The 21481-nt window shown below is 35.1% G+C and carries 21 protein-coding genes; 10 read left to right on the forward strand and 11 right to left on the reverse strand.

All coding sequences use genetic code 11. The features are described from left to right. Positions 1-27: 27 nt before the first annotated feature. Positions 28-780 (reverse strand): RDD family protein, encoded by a 753-nt coding sequence (locus Q1V95_RS11945; RefSeq protein ID WP_300674217.1) that lies wholly within the window; start codon positions 778-780, stop codon positions 28-30. A gap of 22 nt (positions 781-802) precedes the next feature. Between Q1V95_RS11945 and Q1V95_RS11950 the strand changes: the two genes are divergently transcribed. From Q1V95_RS11950 to Q1V95_RS11980, 7 genes are all read left to right on the forward strand, one after another. After that, on the forward strand, positions 803-1795 hold the full coding sequence (locus Q1V95_RS11950; RefSeq protein WP_300674219.1) for a stage II sporulation protein M: 993 nt from the start codon (positions 803-805) through the stop codon (positions 1793-1795). After that, positions 1764-2735 (forward strand): DUF4013 domain-containing protein, encoded by a 972-nt coding sequence (locus Q1V95_RS11955; protein WP_300674221.1) that lies wholly within the window; start codon positions 1764-1766, stop codon positions 2733-2735. The genes Q1V95_RS11950 and Q1V95_RS11955 overlap by 32 nt, the downstream gene beginning before the upstream one ends. Beyond that, a complete protein-coding gene (locus Q1V95_RS11960) occupies positions 2683-3501 on the forward strand; it encodes a DUF4129 domain-containing protein (protein WP_300674223.1) in 819 nt (272 codons plus the stop codon). Before Q1V95_RS11955 ends, Q1V95_RS11960 begins: the two co-directional genes overlap by 53 nt. Then, a complete protein-coding gene (locus Q1V95_RS11965) occupies positions 3501-4673 on the forward strand; it encodes a hypothetical protein (RefSeq protein WP_300674225.1) in 1173 nt (390 codons plus the stop codon). The genes Q1V95_RS11960 and Q1V95_RS11965 overlap by 1 nt, the downstream gene beginning before the upstream one ends. A gap of 19 nt (positions 4674-4692) precedes the next feature. Continuing rightward, positions 4693-5685, forward strand: a complete 993-nt coding sequence (locus Q1V95_RS11970; protein WP_300674227.1) for a MoxR family ATPase — start codon at positions 4693-4695, stop codon at positions 5683-5685. Between the two features lie 17 nt (positions 5686-5702). Further along, positions 5703-7025: a DUF58 domain-containing protein gene (locus tag Q1V95_RS11975; protein ID WP_300674229.1), complete on the forward strand. Its 1323-nt coding sequence runs from the start codon at positions 5703-5705 to the stop codon at positions 7023-7025. A 92-nt stretch (positions 7026-7117) separates the two neighbouring features. Then, a complete protein-coding gene (locus Q1V95_RS11980; protein ID WP_300674231.1) occupies positions 7118-7537 on the forward strand; it encodes an OsmC family protein in 420 nt (139 codons plus the stop codon). A 72-nt stretch (positions 7538-7609) separates the two neighbouring features. On the opposite strand, the gene Q1V95_RS11985 is transcribed toward Q1V95_RS11980, so the two are convergent. Further along, entirely contained in the window at positions 7610-8560 is a 951-nt protein-coding gene (locus Q1V95_RS11985) for a 2-oxoglutarate and iron-dependent oxygenase domain-containing protein (protein ID WP_300674233.1), read from the reverse strand. A 211-nt stretch (positions 8561-8771) separates the two neighbouring features. After that, positions 8772-10559, reverse strand: a complete 1788-nt coding sequence (rho, locus tag Q1V95_RS11990) for a transcription termination factor Rho (RefSeq protein WP_300674235.1) — start codon at positions 10557-10559, stop codon at positions 8772-8774. A gap of 173 nt (positions 10560-10732) precedes the next feature. Between rho and Q1V95_RS11995 the strand changes: the two genes are divergently transcribed. Together Q1V95_RS11995 and Q1V95_RS12000 are read left to right on the forward strand one after the other, a co-directional pair. Beyond that, positions 10733-11122, forward strand: coding sequence for a DUF4293 family protein (locus Q1V95_RS11995; protein ID WP_300674237.1), 390 nt, complete (start codon positions 10733-10735; stop codon positions 11120-11122). 103 nt (positions 11123-11225) lie between these two features. After that, complete coding sequence (locus tag Q1V95_RS12000) at positions 11226-13064, forward strand: ABC transporter ATP-binding protein (RefSeq protein WP_300674239.1); 1839 nt, start codon at positions 11226-11228, stop codon at positions 13062-13064. Between the two features lie 3 nt (positions 13065-13067). Here the strand turns inward: Q1V95_RS12000 and Q1V95_RS12005 are convergent, their stop codons facing one another. Continuing rightward, a complete protein-coding gene (locus Q1V95_RS12005) occupies positions 13068-13415 on the reverse strand; it encodes a tRNA-binding protein (protein WP_300674317.1) in 348 nt (115 codons plus the stop codon). A gap of 304 nt (positions 13416-13719) precedes the next feature. Between Q1V95_RS12005 and Q1V95_RS12010 the strand changes: the two genes are divergently transcribed. Beyond that, positions 13720-14997 (forward strand): T9SS type A sorting domain-containing protein, encoded by a 1278-nt coding sequence (locus Q1V95_RS12010; RefSeq protein ID WP_300674240.1) that lies wholly within the window; start codon positions 13720-13722, stop codon positions 14995-14997. 43 nt (positions 14998-15040) lie between these two features. Here the strand turns inward: Q1V95_RS12010 and Q1V95_RS12015 are convergent, their stop codons facing one another. From Q1V95_RS12015 to sufB, 7 genes are all read right to left on the reverse strand, one after another. After that, a complete protein-coding gene (locus Q1V95_RS12015) occupies positions 15041-15562 on the reverse strand; it encodes a hypothetical protein (protein WP_300674242.1) in 522 nt (173 codons plus the stop codon). A 39-nt stretch (positions 15563-15601) separates the two neighbouring features. Next, on the reverse strand, positions 15602-16066 hold the full coding sequence (locus Q1V95_RS12020; protein WP_300674245.1) for a hypothetical protein: 465 nt from the start codon (positions 16064-16066) through the stop codon (positions 15602-15604). Then, the gene (locus Q1V95_RS12025) at positions 16060-16623 is read right to left on the reverse strand and encodes a hypothetical protein (RefSeq protein WP_300674248.1); all 564 of its coding nucleotides are present in this window, start codon (positions 16621-16623) and stop codon (positions 16060-16062) included. The genes Q1V95_RS12020 and Q1V95_RS12025 overlap by 7 nt, the downstream gene beginning before the upstream one ends. Positions 16624-16658: 35 nt before the next feature. Further along, on the reverse strand, positions 16659-17972 hold the full coding sequence (gene sufD / locus Q1V95_RS12030) for a Fe-S cluster assembly protein SufD (protein WP_300674250.1): 1314 nt from the start codon (positions 17970-17972) through the stop codon (positions 16659-16661). A gap of 3 nt (positions 17973-17975) precedes the next feature. Beyond that, the gene (locus Q1V95_RS12035; protein ID WP_300674253.1) at positions 17976-18965 is read right to left on the reverse strand and encodes a PDDEXK nuclease domain-containing protein; all 990 of its coding nucleotides are present in this window, start codon (positions 18963-18965) and stop codon (positions 17976-17978) included. 180 nt (positions 18966-19145) lie between these two features. Beyond that, positions 19146-19889, reverse strand: coding sequence for a Fe-S cluster assembly ATPase SufC (gene sufC, locus Q1V95_RS12040; protein ID WP_300674255.1), 744 nt, complete (start codon positions 19887-19889; stop codon positions 19146-19148). Between the two features lie 136 nt (positions 19890-20025). Beyond that, complete coding sequence (gene sufB, locus Q1V95_RS12045; protein WP_300674258.1) at positions 20026-21474, reverse strand: Fe-S cluster assembly protein SufB; 1449 nt, start codon at positions 21472-21474, stop codon at positions 20026-20028. Positions 21475-21481: the final 7 nt, after the last annotated feature.

The following is a 21481-nucleotide window of genomic DNA, read 5'->3' on the forward strand; positions in this document are numbered from 1 at the left end:
GCTTTAATTATAAAAAAAATAAGATTTTTAAGAATTTTTTCCAGTATAAAAATTATAATCCTTAATAACGACATTAATGAATTGTAAGTCTGTATAATCCTTATTTTCGTGATCCAACTTGATGGTTTGTCTTATTTTGTCAGCCAATTTTTTAATGATAACAGAATCTTTAGTTCTTACGGCGCGTTCGTAATTCTCTTTAATAATCCGCATATCATTGTCATTTAACAAAATAACTTGCGGGAAGACCGCAACATAATCTTCTTTCAATTCTTGCAAAATGGTATGGGAAATATTGACATCGCTTTTTAATGAAATAACGGCACATCCAGAAACAACATCACCAAGACGCTGATTTTTTTGAGAAACTACCATGCTGATGAGACCAACAACACCAAAATTGGTATACAAATCTATAAGTCGCATCAACCAACGCATAAAGTAGTCACCAAAGCTAGCTTGATAACCATCAATCTTAACAACGCGAATTTTCATTAATTTTTTCCCAGGTGTTTGTCCTTCAAAAAGACTTTCGAGAACCAAAGTATAAAGTATGGTTGGCAACATAATAATCGCCATAAAAGCCATCGACGACCAATCGTCCAAACCTGAAAAGTAACGCTGAATGCCAAGTATATCAAATAGCAACCAAAAAATGGCAAATCCGTATGCGCCTTTGATCAGCATATCAATGACAAACGCAAAAAATCTTTCACCTAAACTTGCGGTTTTGAAATTGATGTTTACATTTTGTGATGTATTGATGTCTATTTGATTCATTTTTTATTACTTTAGCAAAATCATGAGAGAAATCGCTTTCATTAAACAAAATAAAGAAAAATGGTTGGGAATTGAACAAGTCATTCAGGGAAAAGTGAAAAAAAATCCCGATGATTTGTCATCTCTATATATCAACATTGTCAACGACTTGGCTTTTGCACAGACTTATTACCCAAAAAGTAAGACCACGATTTATCTTAACTTTTTGTCTTCTCAGATTTTTCAAAAGATTTACAAAACCAAAAGAATCGAGGAAAATAGAATCAAAACATTTTTCTTGTCAGAAGTTCCACTTATCGCTTACGAATATCGCAGATACCTTTTCTACGCGATTTGCTTTTTCCTAATTTTCACAGGAATTGGCGTTTTGTCATCTTATTATGATAAAGATTTTGCTAGACTTATTTTGGGCGATGATTACATTAATAAAACTTTAGAAAATATTCAAAAAGGAGATCCAACTGCGGTCTATGGACAGGGTTCAACTTTCGGAACTGCTGTCATTATTATCCTTAACAACCTTTATGTTGGTGCTAGATTATACATTTACGGAATTTTTGGAGGCGTTGGTACAATCTACGCGCTTTTCCAAAACAGTGTAATGTTGGGTGCTTTCCAGTATTTCTTCAAAGATCATAGTGCATTGTTGGCAAGCGCAAAGGGAATTTGGCTTCATGGTACTTTCGAAATTATCGCAATGGTTGTAGAGGCGTCAGCAGGTTTAATTTTGGGTGCTTCGATTTTGTTTCCAAAAACTTTGTCGCGATTTGATTCGTTTAAAATCGGTTTTAAAAATAGTGTAAAACTTTTCCTAAGTACTGTTCCGTTTACGATAGTTGCAGGAATTATCGAAGGTTATGTAACGCGAAATGCGCAAGTAATGCCACTTTTGGTTAACTTGTCAATTATATTTATTTGTTTGGTAATTATTGGATTTTATTACGGTATCTTTCCGAGATTGGTTCATAAAAAATATCTAAAAAATGCAAATTTTTCAGGAAAGGAACTTCGGTAATTTGGTGGGCGACACTTTTAATTTTTTTCGAGAATATGGGAAAAATTATTTTAAAACCTATTTTATTCTCAATGGTGCATTATTGCTAATAATGTCGCTGTTAATGATATTTTACTACCGAGAATTTTTCATGCAAATTTTGATGGCTAATGCTGGTGGTAATAGTTACGTTTTCGAAAGTTATTTCAGTAACAATTGGCCAGTTTTGCTTTTGGTAGGGATTATTGGACTAATCTTGCTGTTTCTTATAAGTATTGTCGTATACACTTTTCCAGTTTTCTATATGAAAAGACTTGGAGAAAATCAAACCAATATAACAACAGACGACATTCTTTCTGATATGAAAAAAAATGTCGGTAAATTCTTCATTTTTTGCCTGTTAACACTTTTCGTCGTTGGTCCAATTATGATGGTGATCCTGACGATTTCGGCTTTTTTAATTGTCGTTTTCATCGGTTTTTTTCTATTGCTTTTGCTGGTGCCGTCATTTTTTAATGTTATTAATTTAACACTGTACGATTATCTAACGACCAAGAAAGGCTACTTTGAATCTTTGAGTTATGCGGCGAGAACGGTTTTCGGCAATATGTTCGATACCAAACGGACAAACTTTTGGAAATATTGGGGTTCTACAATTGTGATGACTCTTGCGATTTATGTTGTAAGTATGGCATTTTCGATGATTCCTTATTTTATAATAATTGGGAACATGAGCCTAAATCCGAATTTTGACCAAGTTGAAGATCCGTCAGCAATATTTTCAGGTGTTATGGGTGTTATCTTTTTTGTGAGTTATGGTGTTTCAATGTTTGTAAGTTCTGTTATATATAATCTGATAGCGGTTAATGCAGGATTGATGTATTACGATAGTAGAAAAGATGTACACCGTGATTTGGATATTAACGAAATTGATACGATTGGTAGCGAAGTTGATGCGTAGTTTTTTATTTCTCATATTATTTTCATTATCGATACCCGTTTTTGGACAAATGGAGGTTGATACTGTTACCACAGAATTGCAAAATCCAGCAGATAGAAAACTGGTGGAAACGGACTCTATTTTAAAAACAAATTACCAAACAGATAATACGATAACCACGAGAAGTTTCAGTCCTAATTATTACAAAAAATATCAAAGCGAAGATTTCGATTATCGATTAACAAAACCGCGCGAATCTATTTTCGCAAAGTTTGCAAAATGGCTAGACAAAGTACTTAACACTCTATTTGGAAATATTGATTCGCCTAATGTACCCAAATATTCGGATATTGTTTTTAGGTTTTTTGTTATTTTGTTGGTGGGCTTTTTATTGTATTTCATCATTACAAAATTCCTATTAAAAGAAGGAAATCTGTTTTTTAGCAAGAAGAATAAAAAGTTGAAAATCGCGACGGAAGATCTAAAGGAGAATATCCACGAAATTAATTTTGAAAAAACAATTGCGGATTACGAAGGGCAATCCAACTACAGAATGGCAACGCGTTATCAGTTTTTGTTGTTGTTAAAAAAACTATCCGACCGCAAATTGATTGACTGGAACATCGAAAAAACAAACAGAGACTACAGCCAAGAACTAAAAAATCCAGAACAGAAAACACAATTCAATCGACTGACTTATATTTTCGAAAATGTTTGGTATGGCGAAATTGACCTCGATCAAGAACGTTACCAAGCCTTTAAATCTTATTTTAATAACTTCAAGTAATGAGTAAAAATTTCAAAATATACATTGGCATTTTTCTCGTTATCCTCGTTATAATGGGAATTTTCCAAGTTAATAGAAAACCGATTTTGGATTGGCGCAAAAATTTTGACCCCAATTCCAAATCGCCTTTTGGACTTTTTGTATTCAACAAAGAGGCCGATCAACTTTTTGGAGGAAAACTCGAGCGCCTTAAGGAATCGCCTTATGATTATTATTCCAAGGAAAAAAATCTCGATAAGCACAATATTTTAATTATCGAAAAATCTTTTGACACCGAATCTTGGAACAAAATTTTCACGCAGGTTAAAAATGGATCGAATGCAATGATTATTGCAAGAAAGCTTCCTGAAAAACTGGAAGATAGCCTCAAATTCCGACTTTTCGTTAATAATTCTGACGATGAATACAACTTAGAATTTACAGATAAAAAGTTACAATCTGATACGCTTTTCATTAACCGACTTCCAGACAATAAAGGATTTACAAAGATTGATAAAAACATCGAAATTTTAGGTTATAACAAAACCAAAGGTGGAGGAGATGATGTTTACAAAAACGCGAATTTTATCAAGGTTAAATATGGTTCGGGTAACTTTTATTTGTTTGCAGAGCCAATTGCAATTTCGAATTATTATCTTTTAAAATCACGATCAGCATATCCAGCGAAAATATTTTCGTTCTTGCCACAGCAGAAAACACTTTGGTTTACCGAAACACGATCAGCAGGCAACTCACAGTCGCCAATGCGTTTTATTCTTGCCAATCCGCCATTGCGATATGCGCTTTACATTGCGGTTTTGGGACTTGTATTATTTATGATTTTTAATGCTAAACGAAAACAACGTATTGTCCCAATTGTCGAACCTTTAAAGAATACGTCTTTGGAATTTGTAAAAAGTATCGGGAATTTGTACTTACAAGAAGGCGATTTTCATGATATGATGGCAAAGAAGGCGCAGTACTTTTTACACAGAATTCGATTGGATTTGTTAATCGATACTTCCAATTTGGATGAGGATTTTACTAAAAAATTACAATTAAAAACAGGTGTCAAAATAGAAACAATTCAGGAAGCTGTATCTTTAATCAAGAAAGCGCAAGATCCTTATTCTAATGTTATGAAGGAGGATTTTATCAAAATGAATAGTTTGTTAGATGACATTTTAAAATAGATTTTGAAAATTAAAAATTATGGAACAACAAGATCAACCAAGCAACGCTTTTAAGTCCAGAATCGATATGTCTGAGCTGAGTAACAGTTTGCACCTCATAAAACAAGAGATTTCTAAAGTTATTGTCGGACAAGACAAAATGATCGAGCATCTTTTGGCTGCGCTTTTATCCAACGGACATGTGTTGATAGAAGGTGTTCCGGGTGTTGCAAAGACCATTACATCAAAACTTTTGGCAAAGACCATTGATGTTGATTTTAGCAGAATCCAGTTTACACCCGATTTGATGCCATCGGATATTTTGGGAACTTCGGTTTTTAATGTTAAAGAATCTGATTTTAATTTTAAAAAAGGACCAATTTTCTCAAATTTCATTTTGATTGACGAGATCAACCGTTCGCCAGCAAAGACGCAATCGGCTTTGTTTGAGGTGATGGAAGAGCGCCAAATTACCATGGATGGTGTGACTTATCCAATGGATGAACCGTTTTTGGTTATCGCCACACAAAACCCAATCGAGCACGAAGGGACTTATCGTTTGCCAGAAGCACAGCTAGACCGTTTCCTATTCAAGATAGAAGTTGGTTATCCAGACCTTAATCAAGAAATTGAAATTATTAAAAACCAACATCAAAGCAAATTAAACGACAAAACAGAAGTCGTTAACAAAGTCGTTTCGGGTAAGCAGTTGAAGATTTATCAAGACTTGGTAAAAGATGTTGTTGTCGAAGAAAAACTCCTAGAATATATCGCAAAGATCATTGTTAACACAAGAGAAAATCAATTCTTATATCTTGGTGCTTCGCCTAGAGCAAGTTTGGCATTATTAACGGCAGGTAAGGCATTTGCTGCAATTCGTGGTCGTGATTTTGTAACACCTGACGATATTAAAGAAGCTGCTTTTGCTGTGTTAAGACATAGAGTTATTGTTGCGCCAGAACGCGAAATGGAAGGTTTGACAGCCGACGAAATTATCCGCCAAATTTTAGAATCAATTGAGATTCCACGTTAGGTTTTTTAAGAAAAAATATGAAAGCACTTTACCTAAATAACAGATTATTCTTCGCGCTAATATTAGCGGGAGTTATCTATGTTTTGGCTTTCTTTTTTCCAGTCCTCATGTGGCCAGCACACATTGTTTTGATTTTGATACTGGTCATAACTTTTGTCGATTACCTTATTTTATTTAATGTAAAAGAAGGAATAAAAGCGCAAAGGATGATACCTGAAAAATTATCAAATGGCGACCAAAATCCTGTTAGAATTGATGTTAAAAGCAACTATCCTTTCAAGACTGACATAAAAATTATTGACGAAATTCCGTTTCAATTTCAAAAGCGCGATTTTTTTATTAATAAAAAGTTAGAAGCGCATGCGGAAGCGTCTATGCAGTATATTTTGGAACCGAAAGAACGCGGTGAATATAGTTTTGGAAGCTTAAATATCTTCGCGAATTCGCCAATTGGATTTGTTGCCAAACGTTTTCAGTTTCAAAAAGATTCGACTTTGCCGAGCTATCCGTCATTTATTCATTTAAGAAAGTATGAATTGATGGCACTTCAAAATGAGTTTTTGCTTGGTGGTATTAAAAAGATTCGCAAGCTTGGACATACCATGGAATTTGAACAAATCCGCGAATATGTACAAGGTGACGACATCCGAAGCATCAACTGGAAAGCAACATCCAAAACCAATCGATTAATGGTCAATCAATATCAAGATGAAAAATCGCAACGCATTGTGATGCTCATTGACAAAGGTCGTACGATGAAGATGCCTTTCAATGGATTGAGTCTTTTGGATTATTCGATCAACGCAACGATGGCTTTGTCACACATTATTCTTAAAAAAGGTGATCGCGCTGGTATGATGTCGTTCTCAAAAAAGACAGAAAATCGTGTTCCTGCTGATAATAAATCTGGGCAACTTCGTAAGATTTCTGAGGCTTTGTACAACATCCAAACTAACTTTTTCGAGAGTGATTATAACGGACTTTACCAAGACATAAAATTTAGTCTCAACCAACGAAGTCTGGTTTTGCTATTTACAAATTTTGAAACTTTGGATGCGCTAAATCGTCAAATTAAATATTTGCGAGGTATTGCTAAAAACCATTTATTGGTAGTTGTGTTTTTTAAAAATGCTGAAATTAATACTTTATTAAAAACCAATCCCGAAAGCATCCAAGAAATCTACGACGAGATTATCGCAGAGAAGTTTGAGTTCGAGAAAAAATTGATTATTCAAGAATTAAAAAAATACGGAATCCATTCTGTTTATACACTTCCTGAGAACCTTAACATTGATGTTATCAATAAGTATTTGGAGATAAAAGCGCGCGGAATTTTGTAATTTTACACGAGAATTCTCGAAACAATTTTTCTTGCTTCCCATCGAAAAATCACTCGAATTTACGCACTTAGTAATACTATAAAAATTTAAAAATGAAAATACAACTTAATAGAATTAATGACGATTATTTGTTTGAATGTAGCAATCAAAATGGACATTCGATTTTAATTGATAATACGTCACAAGAAGGAGCAACAGGTGTTTCGCCAATGGAAACGGTTTTAATGGCAGTTGCAGGTTGTAGCGGAATTGATGTTGTTTCGATTCTTAAAAAGCAAAGACAAACGATTACGGATTTCAAAGCTGAAGTTGAAGGCGAGCGTGTACAGGTTGACGACGCAAAACCTTTTAAACGCATTAAAGTTATCTTTAGACTAGAAGGCGAGATCGATCCTAAAAAAGCGCAAAAAGCAGCGGAACTTTCATTTGAAAAATATTGTTCGGTTTCTAAAACTTTGGAACCTAATGTTGAAGTTAGCTACGAAGTCTTTGTTAATGGAGAAAAAGCTTAAGTTTAAACTAAAAATTTAGATAAGAAAAAAGTCAGCAATTATGCTGACTTTTCTATTTTTGAAAGAATGGTTTTATTTTTTAATCAAACCTAATTCTATTAATCTTTCTGTTAAGAATTCACCTGCGGTGATGTCTTCGAAAGCTTTTGGATGTTCGTCGTCAATTGTATTTTCTAGAACATTTAATGGCATTTCGCTGATTGGATGCATAAAGAATGGAATCGAAAAACGTGACGTTCCCCACAATTCTCTTGGCGGATTTACAACTTGGTGAATGGTAGATTTTAATTTGTTGTTAGAATGTCTAGACAACATATCACCAACGTTAATCACTAATTCGTCATCTTGTGCAATCGCGTCAATCCATTCACCTTTATGGTTCTGAACTTGAAGTCCTTTACCTTGTGCGCCCATCAACAACGTAATCAAGTTAATATCACCGTGTGCAGCTGCTCTCACAGCATCTTTTGGCTCGTCTTGGATTGGTGGATAATGGATAGGACGTAGGATTGAATTTCCATTTTTGATGTAGTTGTCAAAATAGAATTCGTCCAAACCTAAGTAAATTGCCAAAGCACGCAACACATAAATACCCGTTTTTTCTAATTTCTGATAAGCTTCTTTACCAACTTTATTGAATTTTGGTAACTCATCAACCATCACATTTTTCGGATATTCTGCCTCTAATTTTGGATTGTTTTCGACATATTGCCCAAAGTGCCAAAACTCCTTAAGATCGCCAGTTGTCCGACCTTTTGCAGATTCTTTACCAAAAGAAACATAACCACGTTGTCCTCCAATACCTGGAATCTCATATTTAGCTTTGGTTTCTAAAGGAAGGTTGAAAAAGTTGCGTACTTCTGAGTACAGATTTTCAACCAATTGGTCATCAAGAAAGTGACCTTTAAGTGCTACAAAGCCGATGTCTTCGTAGGCTTTACCGATTTCATTTACAAATTTTTGTTTACGTATCGGATCATCCGATAGGAAATCACGCAAGTCAACACTAGGAATGTTTTGCATTGTTTGTAATTTTTATACGAATGTAAATTTAAGCAATTTTTCAAAGGCTGTAATAATATTTAATAACAAATTATTTTAAACCTTAAAAGCTGCGAAGTTTAAGTTTAAAAAAAGTAAAAGCATTACTTGCTTTAAACCATTTAAAAAATTAAACCATAAAAAAACAGCTTCATTTTCATAAAGCTGTTTAGGAAATATTTTAAGCAAAATCTTATTTGTTCATTGACATTAAGAATTCTTCGTTGTTGCGTGTGTTCTTCATGTTTTTCATCACAAAGTCCATTGCTTCTACAGGATTCATGTCAGAAAGGTATTTTCTCATAATCCACATACGTTGTTGTGTTACTTCGTCTTGAAGCAAGTCGTCACGACGTGTACTAGAAGACACCAAATCTACTGCTGGATAAATACGCTTATTGGCAATTTTTCTGTCCAATTGCAATTCCATATTTCCTGTCCCTTTGAATTCTTCAAAGATCACTTCGTCCATTTTTGATCCAGTGTCGATAAGAGCGGTTGCGATAATCGTCAAGGATCCGCCACCTTCAATCTTACGAGCAGCTCCAAAGAAACGTTTTGGCTTGTGAAGCGCATTAGCATCAACACCACCAGAAAGAATCTTTCCAGATGCTGGTGTAACTGTGTTATAAGCTCTTGCCAAACGCGTGATAGAATCTAATAAAATCACAACATCGTGACCACATTCTACCATTCTTTGCGCTTTTGACAAAACAAGGTTCGCCACTTTAACATGTTTTTCTGCAGCCTCATCAAAAGTCGAAGCAATAACTTCTGCATTCACACTTCTTTGCATATCGGTAACTTCCTCTGGACGTTCGTCGATCAAAAGTACCATCATGTAAGCTTCTGGATGGTTTGCAGAAATTGCGTTGGCGATATCTTTTAATAAAATCGTTTTACCAGTTTTCGGTTGCGCCACAATCATCGCACGTTGACCTTTACCAATTGGTGCAAAAAGATCTACAATTCTTGTTGATAAAGTTGAATTCCTACCTGCAAGATTAAATTTCTCTTGAGGAAAAAGCGGTGTCAAATATTCGAAAGCAACACGATCTTTGATAAATTCTAAATCTCTACCATTAACTTCTGTTGACTTTTGCAAAGAGAAATATTTTTCACCTTCTTTTGGAAGTCTAACGATACCTTTAACAGTGTCACCAGTTTTAAGACCATAATTTCTAATCTGCGCCGTTGACACATAAACATCGTCTGGCGAAGAGATATAACTAAAATCCGAAGAACGTAAAAATCCATAGTTGTCTGGAAGAATCTCCAAAACACCTTCAATCGTTACAAGTCCATCAAAATTGAAGTCTTTCTTAGCTGGCGCTTCTTCCTGCTGAGATTGCTGTTCTTTATTCTGATTATTTTGGTTATGGTTCTGTTGTTGGTTGCCGCGATTTTGGTTTTGTTGACCTTGAGAATTCTTGTTTTGATGTTGCGGCTTTTGCGTTTGCTGTGGTTTGGAAGCAGCAGCTTCTACTGGTGTAGTGTTTGTTGGGCTCTCGGGCTGCGTTTCTGCGTTGTTAGCATCTTCAGCTTTTGGTTCTTCCGTTTTTGGAAGTCTCTTGCGAGGTCTTTTTGTTGTTTTGTTTTCTGCTTCCTGTTCCGAAGTTGCTTCTGCTGTTGGCGTTTCTGCTACTGGAGCAGCAACTGCTTTCTCTTCAACTTTTGCTTCTTCGGCTGGAGCAGCTTCTGTAGCAACTGGCTCTGGTTTAGCTTTTGGCTTTCTTCCAGGTCTTTTGGCTGGTGTTGCTTTTGGTTCTGCAGCGTCTTCTTTAATTTCCACTTCCTTCATAAGTTGGTTGTTGGCTTCTAAGTAGGATTTTATTTCGGTTTGATGCGTTGACTGATAATCTAAAATCGCAAAAACCACTTGTTCGTGTTCGGGTTTTCGACTGATTTTAACGCCTAAATCTTTTGAAATTTGAGTCAATTCGTCAAGCGACTTTGACTTCAGCGTATCAATGTTAAACATAAATGTTGTAAAAATATTGTATTTTAAAACTTTGTAAGTAAGAAAGTTAAACCAGGCGGTCTATTATTTTCCGAGTGATTACTATGCAAATCTACATTAATTTTTGAAATACGCAAAAATTATTTTAAATTTGCCTAATCTTTTAAAGACAAAGAAGATACTTACAAAAAAATATGATCCAAAGAATACAGTCTGTCACCATGTTTTTTGCTGTACTATCAGCAGTTTTTCTATTTTTAACATCGCAAGATGTTAACATAATAGAAAGTGTGCCAGTAATGCTAATTGCATGTATTGTACTTGTATTGTTAGGATTGTTGAGTATTTTCAGTTTTAAAAATAGAAAACGACAAATTCTACTGAACAACATCAGTATTGTTATAAACGCTTTGTTGATCGGTTTGTTGGGATATTGGTTACTAAATCTATCCGGAGGAATTAGTTTTCCTGAGAAGGGTATTGAGCCAGTTTTTCCGTTGTTGGCGATTATCTTTTTACTTATGAGTAATTTGTATATCCGTCGCGACGAAAGGCTCGTAAAATCTGTAGACCGTCTACGATAAATCTTACAACGATTTTTTTGAGTTTAAACAGCTTCTTATTAAGGAGCTGTTTTTTTTATGTTATTACGGAAATGCATTACATTTGTAGCTTAATCAATTTTCAATGAATTTATATAGAAGAATTCTACGATTTGCTGCACCACATCAAAAATATATTTACGGAAGTTTATTTTTTAATATTCTTTACTCGGTATTTCAGATTGCATCACTGGGAACAATTTTACCTGTTCTTGGGATGTTATTTGGTACAATTAAGATGGATGAAAAATTAGTTGCGCCAGTATACGATGGACATATTTCACATTATTTTAATTACCTAAAAGAATATTCGTACTATTATATCCAGACAGCAGTTAACGAGAAAGGCGCATTAACAGTTTTGGCCTGGCTTTGTTTGATTACTGGATTTATGTTTTTCCTACGGAATATTTTCCGATACCTTGGTGCTTACCTTTTGATTTTCTATCGTGTTGGTGTGACTAAGGATTTGCGAAGCGCTATGTACAATAAGATTTTAGCGTTGCCAGTTTCTTTCTTTACAGAGCAAAAAAAAGGCGATTTGATGTCGAGAATGTCAAATGATGTCGGCGAAGTGGAGAATAATATTTTGGGCAGTTTGGTTGACCTTATCAACTCACCATTTATGTTAATCAGTACTTTGGTAACCTTATTTTATTTAAGTCCACAATTGACCTTATTTAGTTTAATCGTTTTACCAATTATGGGAACGCTGATTTCTTTAATAGGAAAAAGTCTTAAAAAAGATTCTCACGAAGCCCAAAACGAATTGGGAAACATCTTCTCTATCGTTGATGAAACTTTAAAGTCAACTAAAATTATTAAAATATTTAATGCTGATAAATTACTTAGCAATCGTTTTTCAAATTCGATGACGAAGTGGATTAATTATTCCATAAGTCTTGGACGCAAAAAAGAACTAGCCTCGCCAACCAGCGAATTTTTGGGAGCGCTTACTTTTTTGATGATTACTTGGTATGGTGGTAAAGAGATTATCGTTAATCACAGTATTCGTCCAGAAGATTTCTTGGTATTTTTAGGAATTTTCTTCCAAATTTTGCCTCCGATTAAAAGTCTTTCGTCTTCGATTTCTAATGTACAAAAAGCCGAAGGTTCTTTGGTTCGTGTAATGGATATTTTGGATGCTGATGTCAAAGTTGACGAAATTCCGAACCCAGTTCCAATTTCAGAATTAAAAGATAAAATTACTTTCGAAAATGTTGGTTTCTATTATAACCAAGAGCATTTAATTCTGAAGAATTTTAACCTCGAAATTAAAAAAGGACAAACCGTTGCGCTCGTTGGACAAAGTGGAAGTGGGAAAACTACAATTGCAAACTTGCTAACGCGTTTTTATGACGTGTCAGAAGGTAGTATCAACATTGATGGTGTTAATGTTAAAAACCTAAACTTAAAACAATACCGTTCGATTTTAGGAATGGTAACGCAAGAATCGGTTTTGTTTAACGATACAGTTTATAACAACATTGCGATGGGCAAAGAAAATGCGACTCGAGAAGAAATCATCGAAGCTGCAAAAATTGCCAACGCCCACAACTTTATCGAAAGTCTTCCCGAAGGCTATGATACCAACATTGGTGATGATGGTAACAAGCTTTCTGGAGGACAAAAGCAGCGTGTTTCTATTGCGCGTGCCGTTCTCAAAAATCCACCAATTATGATTTTGGACGAGGCAACTTCTGCTTTGGACACAGAGTCGGAACGCTTTGTGCAAGAAGCTTTAGAAAAAATGATGGAGAACAGAACATCACTTGTTATTGCACACAGACTCTCAACCATCCAAAAAGCCAATCATATTGTTGTGATGGAAAAAGGCGAAATCGTCGAACAAGGCAGCCATACCGACCTTATGGAAAAGAATGGCGTCTATAGAAAACTTGTAGAGTTACAAAATTTTGAGTAGGCATTAACCTACTTGCAAACCATTTTTCACAGGAAGTGATGCTGTTAGCAGTGTCACTTCTTTTGTATCCTCACCATAGATACCAAGAACAAGACATTCGCTGAAGATGTTTGCTATTTGTTTCTTCGGAAAATTAACAACTGCCAAAATTTGCTTTCCAACTAAATCTTCGGGTTGATACAAAGCTGTGATTTGAGCAGAAGATTTTCGAATTCCTAAATCGCCAAAATCAATTTCCAAAATGTAAGCAGGGTTTCTTGCCTTTTCAAAATTTTGGGCTGCGATAATTGTTCCAACACGAATATCTATTTTTTCAAAGTCGCTCCAAGTGATGTCTGGTTTTGTCATAATTTATTTAGGAATTTATATTTAAGTCAATTGTTTTAATCTTCTTTTAAAAAAGATAAAATGACCCAACAATATAATAAATAATTGAGAATTTACTTTTAGAAATATTTTGAAATAAGACTTTTTCCTGAAATTACAAGCCATTTTGCACTCAAAATTGAAATTCTGAAAAGTAGTTGAAAGCCTTTGTACAAGGACTATTCCTAAAAATATACTTTCAAGATTCACGAATTTTAAAATTGTTAAACTTTCGAGTGTTGAATATCAAAGTTATTTTTGGAGTATCAAATAACTTAATATTTTAAATATGAAAAAATTCTACTTAAGCGCGCTTGCTGGCATCATGACTTTATCGTCTTTATCAGCTCAGATGAAGTTTAATTTCCTTAATCAAGGAGTTGGGACTTCTTTGCTATCAATTAATAAAAATGGACAAGGTCTCTCTGGTGGAAGATATTATGATTTTGCAACAAATAAGTTTGTATTTGCAGAGTCAACTGTTGCCGCGCTAGCTTACAATAATGACAAAGGTGATTATGCTGGTGCTACTTGGATTGATTTGGATGCGAGAACAACTCAACCTGCTTACAAAAAAGATGGTGTTTGGTATAATATTCCGTGGTTTCCAGAATCTGATCCTGCAACCTCACAAACAACTGTCTATAAAAATTCGCCGAATGGTAAATATGTTGTTGGGCAAATGTCTATTGCAGAGTCACAATATGGAATATTCGTTTTCAATACAGAAACTAAGGAGATGAAACGTGTTATCGGAGGAGATTACAAGCACTATGCTGCCTACGGTGTTAATGACAATGGAATCGTAGTTGGTTGGGCAGATATGCCTGGTGGTGGTACTCGCAGAACGCCAATCTATCTAGATGTTGCTGATATGGTCGTGCATGAGATTGCACCAGCGCCAGTTTTAATTCTAAACTCTTCTAGTGCAGTTAACAGTAGTAATATTATGGTTGGAGATTATAATGGACGCGGTTTTTATTTTAACATAAATACTAAAGATTTTAAGCAAGTTAACAATCCTGCTGGTTCTGTTGCAACAAACTTTATGAATCTTTCTGAAACCAATGTTGCCGTAGGTTATGCCGATATGCCAGACGGAAGTAGAAAAGCGATTATCTACCATCCAAGTATGGGGGATACACCTTTGTACGTTACAGATTATTTGACTGAAAAAGGTGTTACGATTACTGCTACAGATAAAAGCTTAGGTACGGCTTGTTCTATTTCGTCAGATGGCAAATACATTGGAGGATTCCTTAATGGCGTTTCGGCAGCATTTGCAATGGGCTGGGCTGCATATCTTGATAATGCAACTTTGGATGCAGCTTCTGTCGCAACTAAAGCGCAAGTGTCAATCTATCCAAATCCTGTTGTAGATAAGTTAACTATAAAAACAAATGATAAAATTTCTGATGTTGAAGTCTACAATGTAGCTGGTACAAAAACACAAATTCTAAAAACACAAAACAATGAGCTAGATGTTCGTCATCTTTTGCCTGGAACTTATATTATCAAATTTAATATTGGTAATAAAGCGTATAGCGAAAAATTTATTAAAAAGTAATTGTGATTCAGAAATGAAAAAGAGCGAAATTTTCGCTCTTTTTTTATGCTTGATTGTGTGCTAAATTTTCTAAAAAATTAAGAAGTCGTTGTTTTTGTTCTGCATATTTAATTTGAAGGTCAGATTCTTCTCCCATTCTTTTATAATATTCTAAAGCTTTTTCACCAAAGAACTTTTTATGATAATCACTAACATCAGGAATATTTGGGAAGTTGGTATGGAACAACATTTCGTTGTAAGCAAGCCATTCTCTTTCATTTTTGTCTTGCATCATCACTTCTGGAGACTTTTGGCGAACATGTAGCATCTCGTGAGCAATCATATTAATGACCAGATTAAATTCAAAATCAAATAGATTTCTTGGAATTAAAACCATTTGTCTTTCACCAATATCGCCATTTGCGGTTAACAAAATTGAATTCTTTTCCAACTCATCTCGAAAGCCAAAACCTTCTAGATTAGGATGATCAAGTCCAAATTCATATACTAGGAACTTTGCTAAGTCCAAAATCTGATTGTTCTCTTTATAAGCATTGATGTTAAACATCAACTGATCGTAATTCATCTCGAAATTTTTACGAATGTAAAAAAAACTTTGTTTGGGCTAAATGTTTTTCTCGCCTTTATTCATTTTCTTCATCGTATTCACCTTCACCTTTCGAAATGGTCGAATCATCTTTTTAATTGGTTTTAAAGACCTTAAATAAATTGTGACAACCAAAGAAATACAAGCTGCCGTTCCAAGTGCGCCTCCAAATCCTTTGAATTCTTTTGAAATGTTGTGATAAATCAACGTGAAAATAATTGGAGCAATAAATAAATTGAAATTTTTAAAATGTTTCCTCGACGAAATCATCCCGATGAACGTAGAGCCAATAAGGATAAACGGAATATCCTTTGGTAAATCGAAATGCCAAAACCATGTATTGAATTGGTAAAATCCGCCAACCAACATAGCAATTAATCCCGACGCACGAACTGGACCTAATTTTAAATTTTTATTTAAATGATACGTCAGCCAAGCTCCAGAAATAGCTAAAATAATATTGAAAATTAACGTTTCTACCATGGCCAAAAGAATTTATGAATGATATACGCGTACAAAACGCCCATAAATGCTAATGTTCCCAGCTTTCCGCCAATTCCATGGAAATAATGATGCGAAAACGTATAAAAAACAGCTGTCAAAAAAGTCGATAACAAAATAAAAACATAACCATACGGAAGTTGCGTCATGCCCACAAAAGCGCCACAATAAATGGCAATTGGCCAATGCGCCGCCGAGTTCATTTTGTATTTTATGTTTCTTGTAAAACTTCCCGTAAAGCCAACCAAACCTGCGGCGAAAACAGTATTTAAACCAACAGTAGATTGTAAAAAATAAGTGGTTAAGCTTCCTATTAAAAACCAAACGAACAAATCGTAATGCACTTCGTGTTTATGCTCGATGTGCAAACGGTGTTTTTTTCGATAAGACATCGCCATTCCCAAGACAATCAACGAAAAGGCAATAAGAAACCAAGGTTTCAAGGTTTTTTCTTTGATGATGGCTACAATAAAATAAACCTGCGCAGCGATGAACAGGAATAATAATATTTTGGGAATTATTTTTTTAAAATTTTGCATCTAAATGAAAATAGGGCGATTAACGCCCTACTTTTTTATTCTTCAATAATCAAATCAACACCTAATTTTTCGGCTAAGAGTTTTGATATTTTTAGTTTTAATGGCTCAATGTCAATATTTTGCATTGCATCGTTGGCGAAAGCGTAAAGCAACAAAGCTTGTGCTTCATTTTTCGAAATTCCACGTGCACGAAGATAGAACATAGCATCTTTATCTAATTGTCCAACCGTACAACCGTGCGAACATTTAACATCATCAGCAAAAATTTCCAACTGAGGTTTAGTGTCGATAGACGAACCTTCAGAAAGTAAAATATTATTGTTTTGCTGATAGGCATTGGTTTTTTGAGCAATTTTATCTACAAAAACTTTCCCGTTGAAAACCCCGTGAGATTTCCCACCGAAAATCCCTTTGTAGTTTTGGTACGACTCACAATTTGGCTGATTATGATGAACTGCAGTGTGATGGTCTACCAATTGGTCTTTATCAATCACCGTAATTCCATTCATAAACGAATTGATATTGCTTCCGTTATGAATAAAATCTAAGTTATTTCGAACCAATTTACCACCAAAAGAGAAAGTATTTACGGTTGCTAAACTATCTTTTTCTTGCTTAGCATAAGTGTTGTCAATTAAATACGAGGTATCGCTATCATTTTGAAGTTTATGCCAATCTGCTTTTGCATTCGGATAAACGAAAATTTCCGTTACCGAATTGGTGAACGTAAAACTTTCATCAAAATTATGATGACTTTCAATAACTTCTACTTTCGAATTTTCTTCAACAATTAACAAGTTACGCGTGTTGTAAAACGTATTTTCTTGTTGATTTTGAGAAAGATAGAACACATGAATTGGTTTTTCAATCACTGTGTTTTTTGGAACGTGAAGGAAAAATCCGAATTTGCAATACGCATCATTCAAATCCACAAATGGGTTGTTTTCCAACGCAATGGTATTGAAATATTTATCGAAAACCGCTTTGTGTTTTTCATCATTCAATGCATGATTGAAAGACAACATCTCAATATTTGCAATCGAAATTTTTGACAATTCCTTGTGCAATTCTCCATTTACAAACACGATGTAATCGAAGTTTTCCTCGCCCAAATGCAATGCATCAATTTGCTCATTTGTAATGTGATGCTCGTTGGTTGGGAAAAAATTGTAGTCTTTTTTTACAATTTCCGCAAGGTTGGTGTATTTATATTCTTCGTCTTTCTTTGTTGGAAAGCCCAATTCAGCAAACTTTTGCAAAGCCGCCTTTCTTTTATCATCGAGAAAACGATGCTTCAAGCTTTCTAAAAAAGCAGAATGGTTGTTTAAAATTTGTTCGTTTAATGACATATTCTATAATTTGTCTTCCAAAAAATGCTGAAATTCCTCTTTTTTCGGAAGATAAAGTTGATATTTACTAAGTAAAATTTTATTACTGATGCTATCGGTAGCATATTCTACCAAAATTTCATTTTTGTGAGCTCCCAAAATAATTCCAATGGGTTCTTGGTCTCCTTCTGTGGCTTCTTCTTTTTTAAAATAATTAAGATAAAGGTTCATTTGACCAATATCTTCGTGGGAAATCTCCCCTTTTTTGAGGTCAATTAGAACAAAACATTTCAAAATTCTGTGGTAAAAAAGCAAATCTACATAAAAATGCCTTCCACCAATGCTCATCCTATACTGTCTCCCGATGAATGCAAATCCTTTCCCTATTTCCATGATAAATTTCTGGAGTTGGTTGATGATTTCCTGTTCTAAATCGGTTTCTTGCCAAATTGGATTTTCGGGAAGGTTAAGAAATTCCAAAACAAAAGGGTCTTTTATCAAATCCTCGGGTTTTATTATTTCATGTCCTTTTTGTGCAAGCTCCAAAACACTTTCCTTGTCTTTGCTCAACGCAATTCTTTGAAAAAGTAAGCTTTTCATTTGCCTTTTCAAATCCCGAACGCTCCATTTTTCCAATTCGCATTGTTTGGCATAAAAACTAATTTCTAATTCGGAATCAGCTTTTAAAATTTCGAAATAATGGCTCCATGTCAATTTGTGAGACAGTGTCTCACTTATTTGGAATGAAAGATATAACTTCCGCATATACAAAAGATTAGACCTGCTAAATCCCTTTCCATATAATTGCGTTAAATCTTTTGAAAGTCTTTCAAAAAGTTGCGAGCCGTAATCTGCTCGCTCGTTTCCGTTTTGTTCAAATTCAACAATGTATCGTCCAATTTGCCAATAAGTTTGAACCAAAATCGTATTAACAGCCTGAACCGCTTTTTGCCTTCCTTCCGAAAGCAAAACCCCAATTTGGTCTATTAACGAATTGTATTGGTTCTGTAACATTTGAAATTTGAAGTTCTTTAAATTTGAATTCCGTACAAATTCTATTCTTTATTTTTTCTTAAATCTTTAAAAACGCAAAGTCAAACAAAAGCATTTTTAACACTTTTTAAAATAAGGCAGACAAAGGCGCTAAACTTATCAAGTGAAAAACAAACATTTATTCTGAAATTCAATCTCGAATTATTTAAGCAGCCAATCGTAGCCTTTTTCTTCTAATTCTAATGCAAGAGATTTGTCTCCTGTTTTGATGATTTTTCCGTCCGCTAAAACGTGTACGAAATCAGGTTGAATATGATTCAAAAGTCTTTGGTAGTGCGTAATTAAAAGTACTGCATTGCCTTCATTTCTGAATTTATTCACACCATCCGAAACAATTCTCAAGGCGTCGATATCCAAACCAGAATCGGTTTCGTCCAAGATTGCCAATTTCGGGTTGAGCATCATCATCTGGAAAATCTCGTTTCTCTTCTTTTCACCACCCGAAAAACCTTCGTTTAACGAACGAGAAAGGAAATCTTTTTTAATTTCCAATAGCTCCGATTTCTCACGAATTAATGCTAACATTTCTTTTGCTGGCATATCTTCAAGACCGTTTGCTTTGCGGTTTTCGTTCATTGCTGCTTTAATGAAGTTCGTTACCGAAACTCCCGGAATTTCCACTGGATATTGGAAAGACAAGAAGATACCTTTGTGCGCTCTATCTTCTGGCGCATCTTCGATGATGTTTTCACCTTCGAAAAGAATTTCACCATCCGTTACTTCGTAATCTTCTTTACCAGCAATCACCGATGAAAGCGTAGATTTACCAGCACCGTTAGGTCCCATAATCGCGTGAACTTCACCCGGTTTTATCTCTAAATTGATTCCTTTTAAAATTTCTGCGCCATCTTCAATTCTGGCGTGTAAGTTTTTAATTTCTAACATTGTTAGCTTTTAATTTTTATTTTAAATACGATAAATCGCACTCTTTGTATATCTTAAATTTGTCATTCCGAGGAACGAGGAATCTTGATTCTTCATTCCACTATGTTGCATTCAGAATGACAACTGCTTACTATTTTTATCCAACACTTCCTTCCAAAGAAATTTCCAAAAGCTTTTGGGCTTCGATGGCGAATTCCATTGGGAGTTTGTTGAGAACGTCTTTGCTGAAACCGTTTACGATTAATGCAATCGCTCTTTCGGTGTCGATTCCTCTTTGGTTGCAGTAGAAAATTTGGTCTTCACCAATCTTCGACGTTGTTGCTTCGTGCTCTAATTGTGCGCTTGGGTCTTTGATTTCGATGTACGGGAAAGTGTGTGCTCCACATTCGTTCCCCATCAATAAAGAGTCGCACTGAGAAAAGTTTCTCGCCCCTTTTGCAGACGGCATTACTTTCACCTGACCACGATATGAGTTCTGTGATTTTCCTGCAGAAATACCTTTAGAAATAATCGTTGAACGTGTATTCTTACCAATGTGAATCATTTTTGTACCCGTATCTGCGTATTGATGCATGTTGGTAACGGCAATCGAATAAAACTCTCCGATTGAATTGTCACCTTTCAAAATACAAGATGGATACTTCCAAGTTACAGCAGAACCAGTTTCTACTTGCGTCCAAGAGATTTTTGCGTTTCTTTCGCAAAGTCCTCTTTTTGTTACAAAGTTGAAAACGCCTCCTTTTCCATTTTCGTCACCTGGATACCAGTTTTGTACCGTTGAATATTTAATTTCAGCATCGTCCATTGCGATTAATTCTACAACAGCGGCGTGCAATTGGTTTTCGTCACGAGATGGTGCAGTACAACCTTCCAAATACGAAACGTAACTTCCTGCATCAGCGATAACAAGCGTTCTTTCGAACTGTCCTGTTCCTGCTTGATTGATACGGAAGTAAGTAGAAAGTTCCATTGGGCATTTCACACCTTTTGGAATATAGCAGAATGAACCGTCAGAAAACACTGCCGAATTCAATGCTGAATAAAAGTTATCACCTCTCGGAACAACTGTTCCCAAATGTTTTTTAACTAAATCTGGATGGTTTTTAATCGCCTCAGAAATCGAACAGAAAATAATTCCTTTTTCTGCCAAAGTATCTTGGAAAGTCGTTTTCACGGAAACAGAGTCCATTACGATATCCACGGCAACACCAGCCAAACGTTTTTGTTCTTCGATGTTGATACCCAACTTTTCAAAAGTTTTCAAAAGCTCTGGGTCAACCTCATCCAAACTTTCCAATTCTGGTTTCACTTTCGGTGCAGCATAATAACGAATCGCCTGAAAATCTGGCTTTTCGTACTTAATATTCGCCCAAGTTGGCTCTTCCATTTTTTGCCAAACGCGGAAAGCCTCCAAACGCCAGTTGGTCATCCAATCTGGCTCGCCTTTCTTTTCCGAAATCATTCGGACAATATCTTCATTAAGACCCGTCGGAAAATCGTCATACTCGATGTCGGTATAAAAACCGGCTTCGTATTCTTTGGTTTTAAGATCTTCTCTTAGATCGTCTTCTGTGTATTTTGACATTATATTA

Source organism: Soonwooa sp. (assembly GCF_030151385.1).
GTDB lineage: Bacteria > Bacteroidota > Bacteroidia > Flavobacteriales > Weeksellaceae > Soonwooa.

Bases quoted from the DNA above. Each gene is read 5' to 3' on its own strand.
- Q1V95_RS12015 (WP_300674242.1), bottom strand. From the start codon at position 15,562: ATGAATTACGATCAGTTGATGTTTAACATCAATGCTTATAAAGAGAAC.
- Q1V95_RS11965 (WP_300674225.1), top strand. From the start codon at position 3,501: ATGAGTAAAAATTTCAAAATATACATTGGCATTTTTCTCGTTATCCTC.
- sufB (WP_300674258.1), bottom strand. From the start codon at position 21,474: ATGTCAAAATACACAGAAGACGATCTAAGAGAAGATCTTAAAACCAAA.
- Q1V95_RS12010 (WP_300674240.1), top strand. From the start codon at position 13,720: ATGAAAAAATTCTACTTAAGCGCGCTTGCTGGCATCATGACTTTATCG.
- sufD (WP_300674250.1), bottom strand. From the start codon at position 17,972: ATGTCATTAAACGAACAAATTTTAAACAACCATTCTGCTTTTTTAGAA.
- Q1V95_RS11995 (WP_300674237.1), top strand. From the start codon at position 10,733: ATGATCCAAAGAATACAGTCTGTCACCATGTTTTTTGCTGTACTATCA.
- rho (WP_300674235.1), bottom strand. From the start codon at position 10,559: ATGTTTAACATTGATACGCTGAAGTCAAAGTCGCTTGACGAATTGACT.
- Q1V95_RS11955 (WP_300674221.1), top strand. From the start codon at position 1,764: ATGCAAATTTTTCAGGAAAGGAACTTCGGTAATTTGGTGGGCGACACT.
- Q1V95_RS12000 (WP_300674239.1), top strand. From the start codon at position 11,226: ATGAATTTATATAGAAGAATTCTACGATTTGCTGCACCACATCAAAAA.
- Q1V95_RS11980 (WP_300674231.1), top strand. From the start codon at position 7,118: ATGAAAATACAACTTAATAGAATTAATGACGATTATTTGTTTGAATGT.
- Q1V95_RS12035 (WP_300674253.1), bottom strand. From the start codon at position 18,965: ATGTTACAGAACCAATACAATTCGTTAATAGACCAAATTGGGGTTTTG.
- Q1V95_RS11975 (WP_300674229.1), top strand. From the start codon at position 5,703: ATGAAAGCACTTTACCTAAATAACAGATTATTCTTCGCGCTAATATTA.
- Q1V95_RS11950 (WP_300674219.1), top strand. From the start codon at position 803: ATGAGAGAAATCGCTTTCATTAAACAAAATAAAGAAAAATGGTTGGGA.
- sufC (WP_300674255.1), bottom strand. From the start codon at position 19,889: ATGTTAGAAATTAAAAACTTACACGCCAGAATTGAAGATGGCGCAGAA.
- Q1V95_RS11970 (WP_300674227.1), top strand. From the start codon at position 4,693: ATGGAACAACAAGATCAACCAAGCAACGCTTTTAAGTCCAGAATCGAT.
- Q1V95_RS11945 (WP_300674217.1), bottom strand. From the start codon at position 780: ATGAATCAAATAGACATCAATACATCACAAAATGTAAACATCAATTTC.
- Q1V95_RS12020 (WP_300674245.1), bottom strand. From the start codon at position 16,066: ATGGTAGAAACGTTAATTTTCAATATTATTTTAGCTATTTCTGGAGCT.
- Q1V95_RS11985 (WP_300674233.1), bottom strand. From the start codon at position 8,560: ATGCAAAACATTCCTAGTGTTGACTTGCGTGATTTCCTATCGGATGAT.
- Q1V95_RS12025 (WP_300674248.1), bottom strand. From the start codon at position 16,623: ATGCAAAATTTTAAAAAAATAATTCCCAAAATATTATTATTCCTGTTC.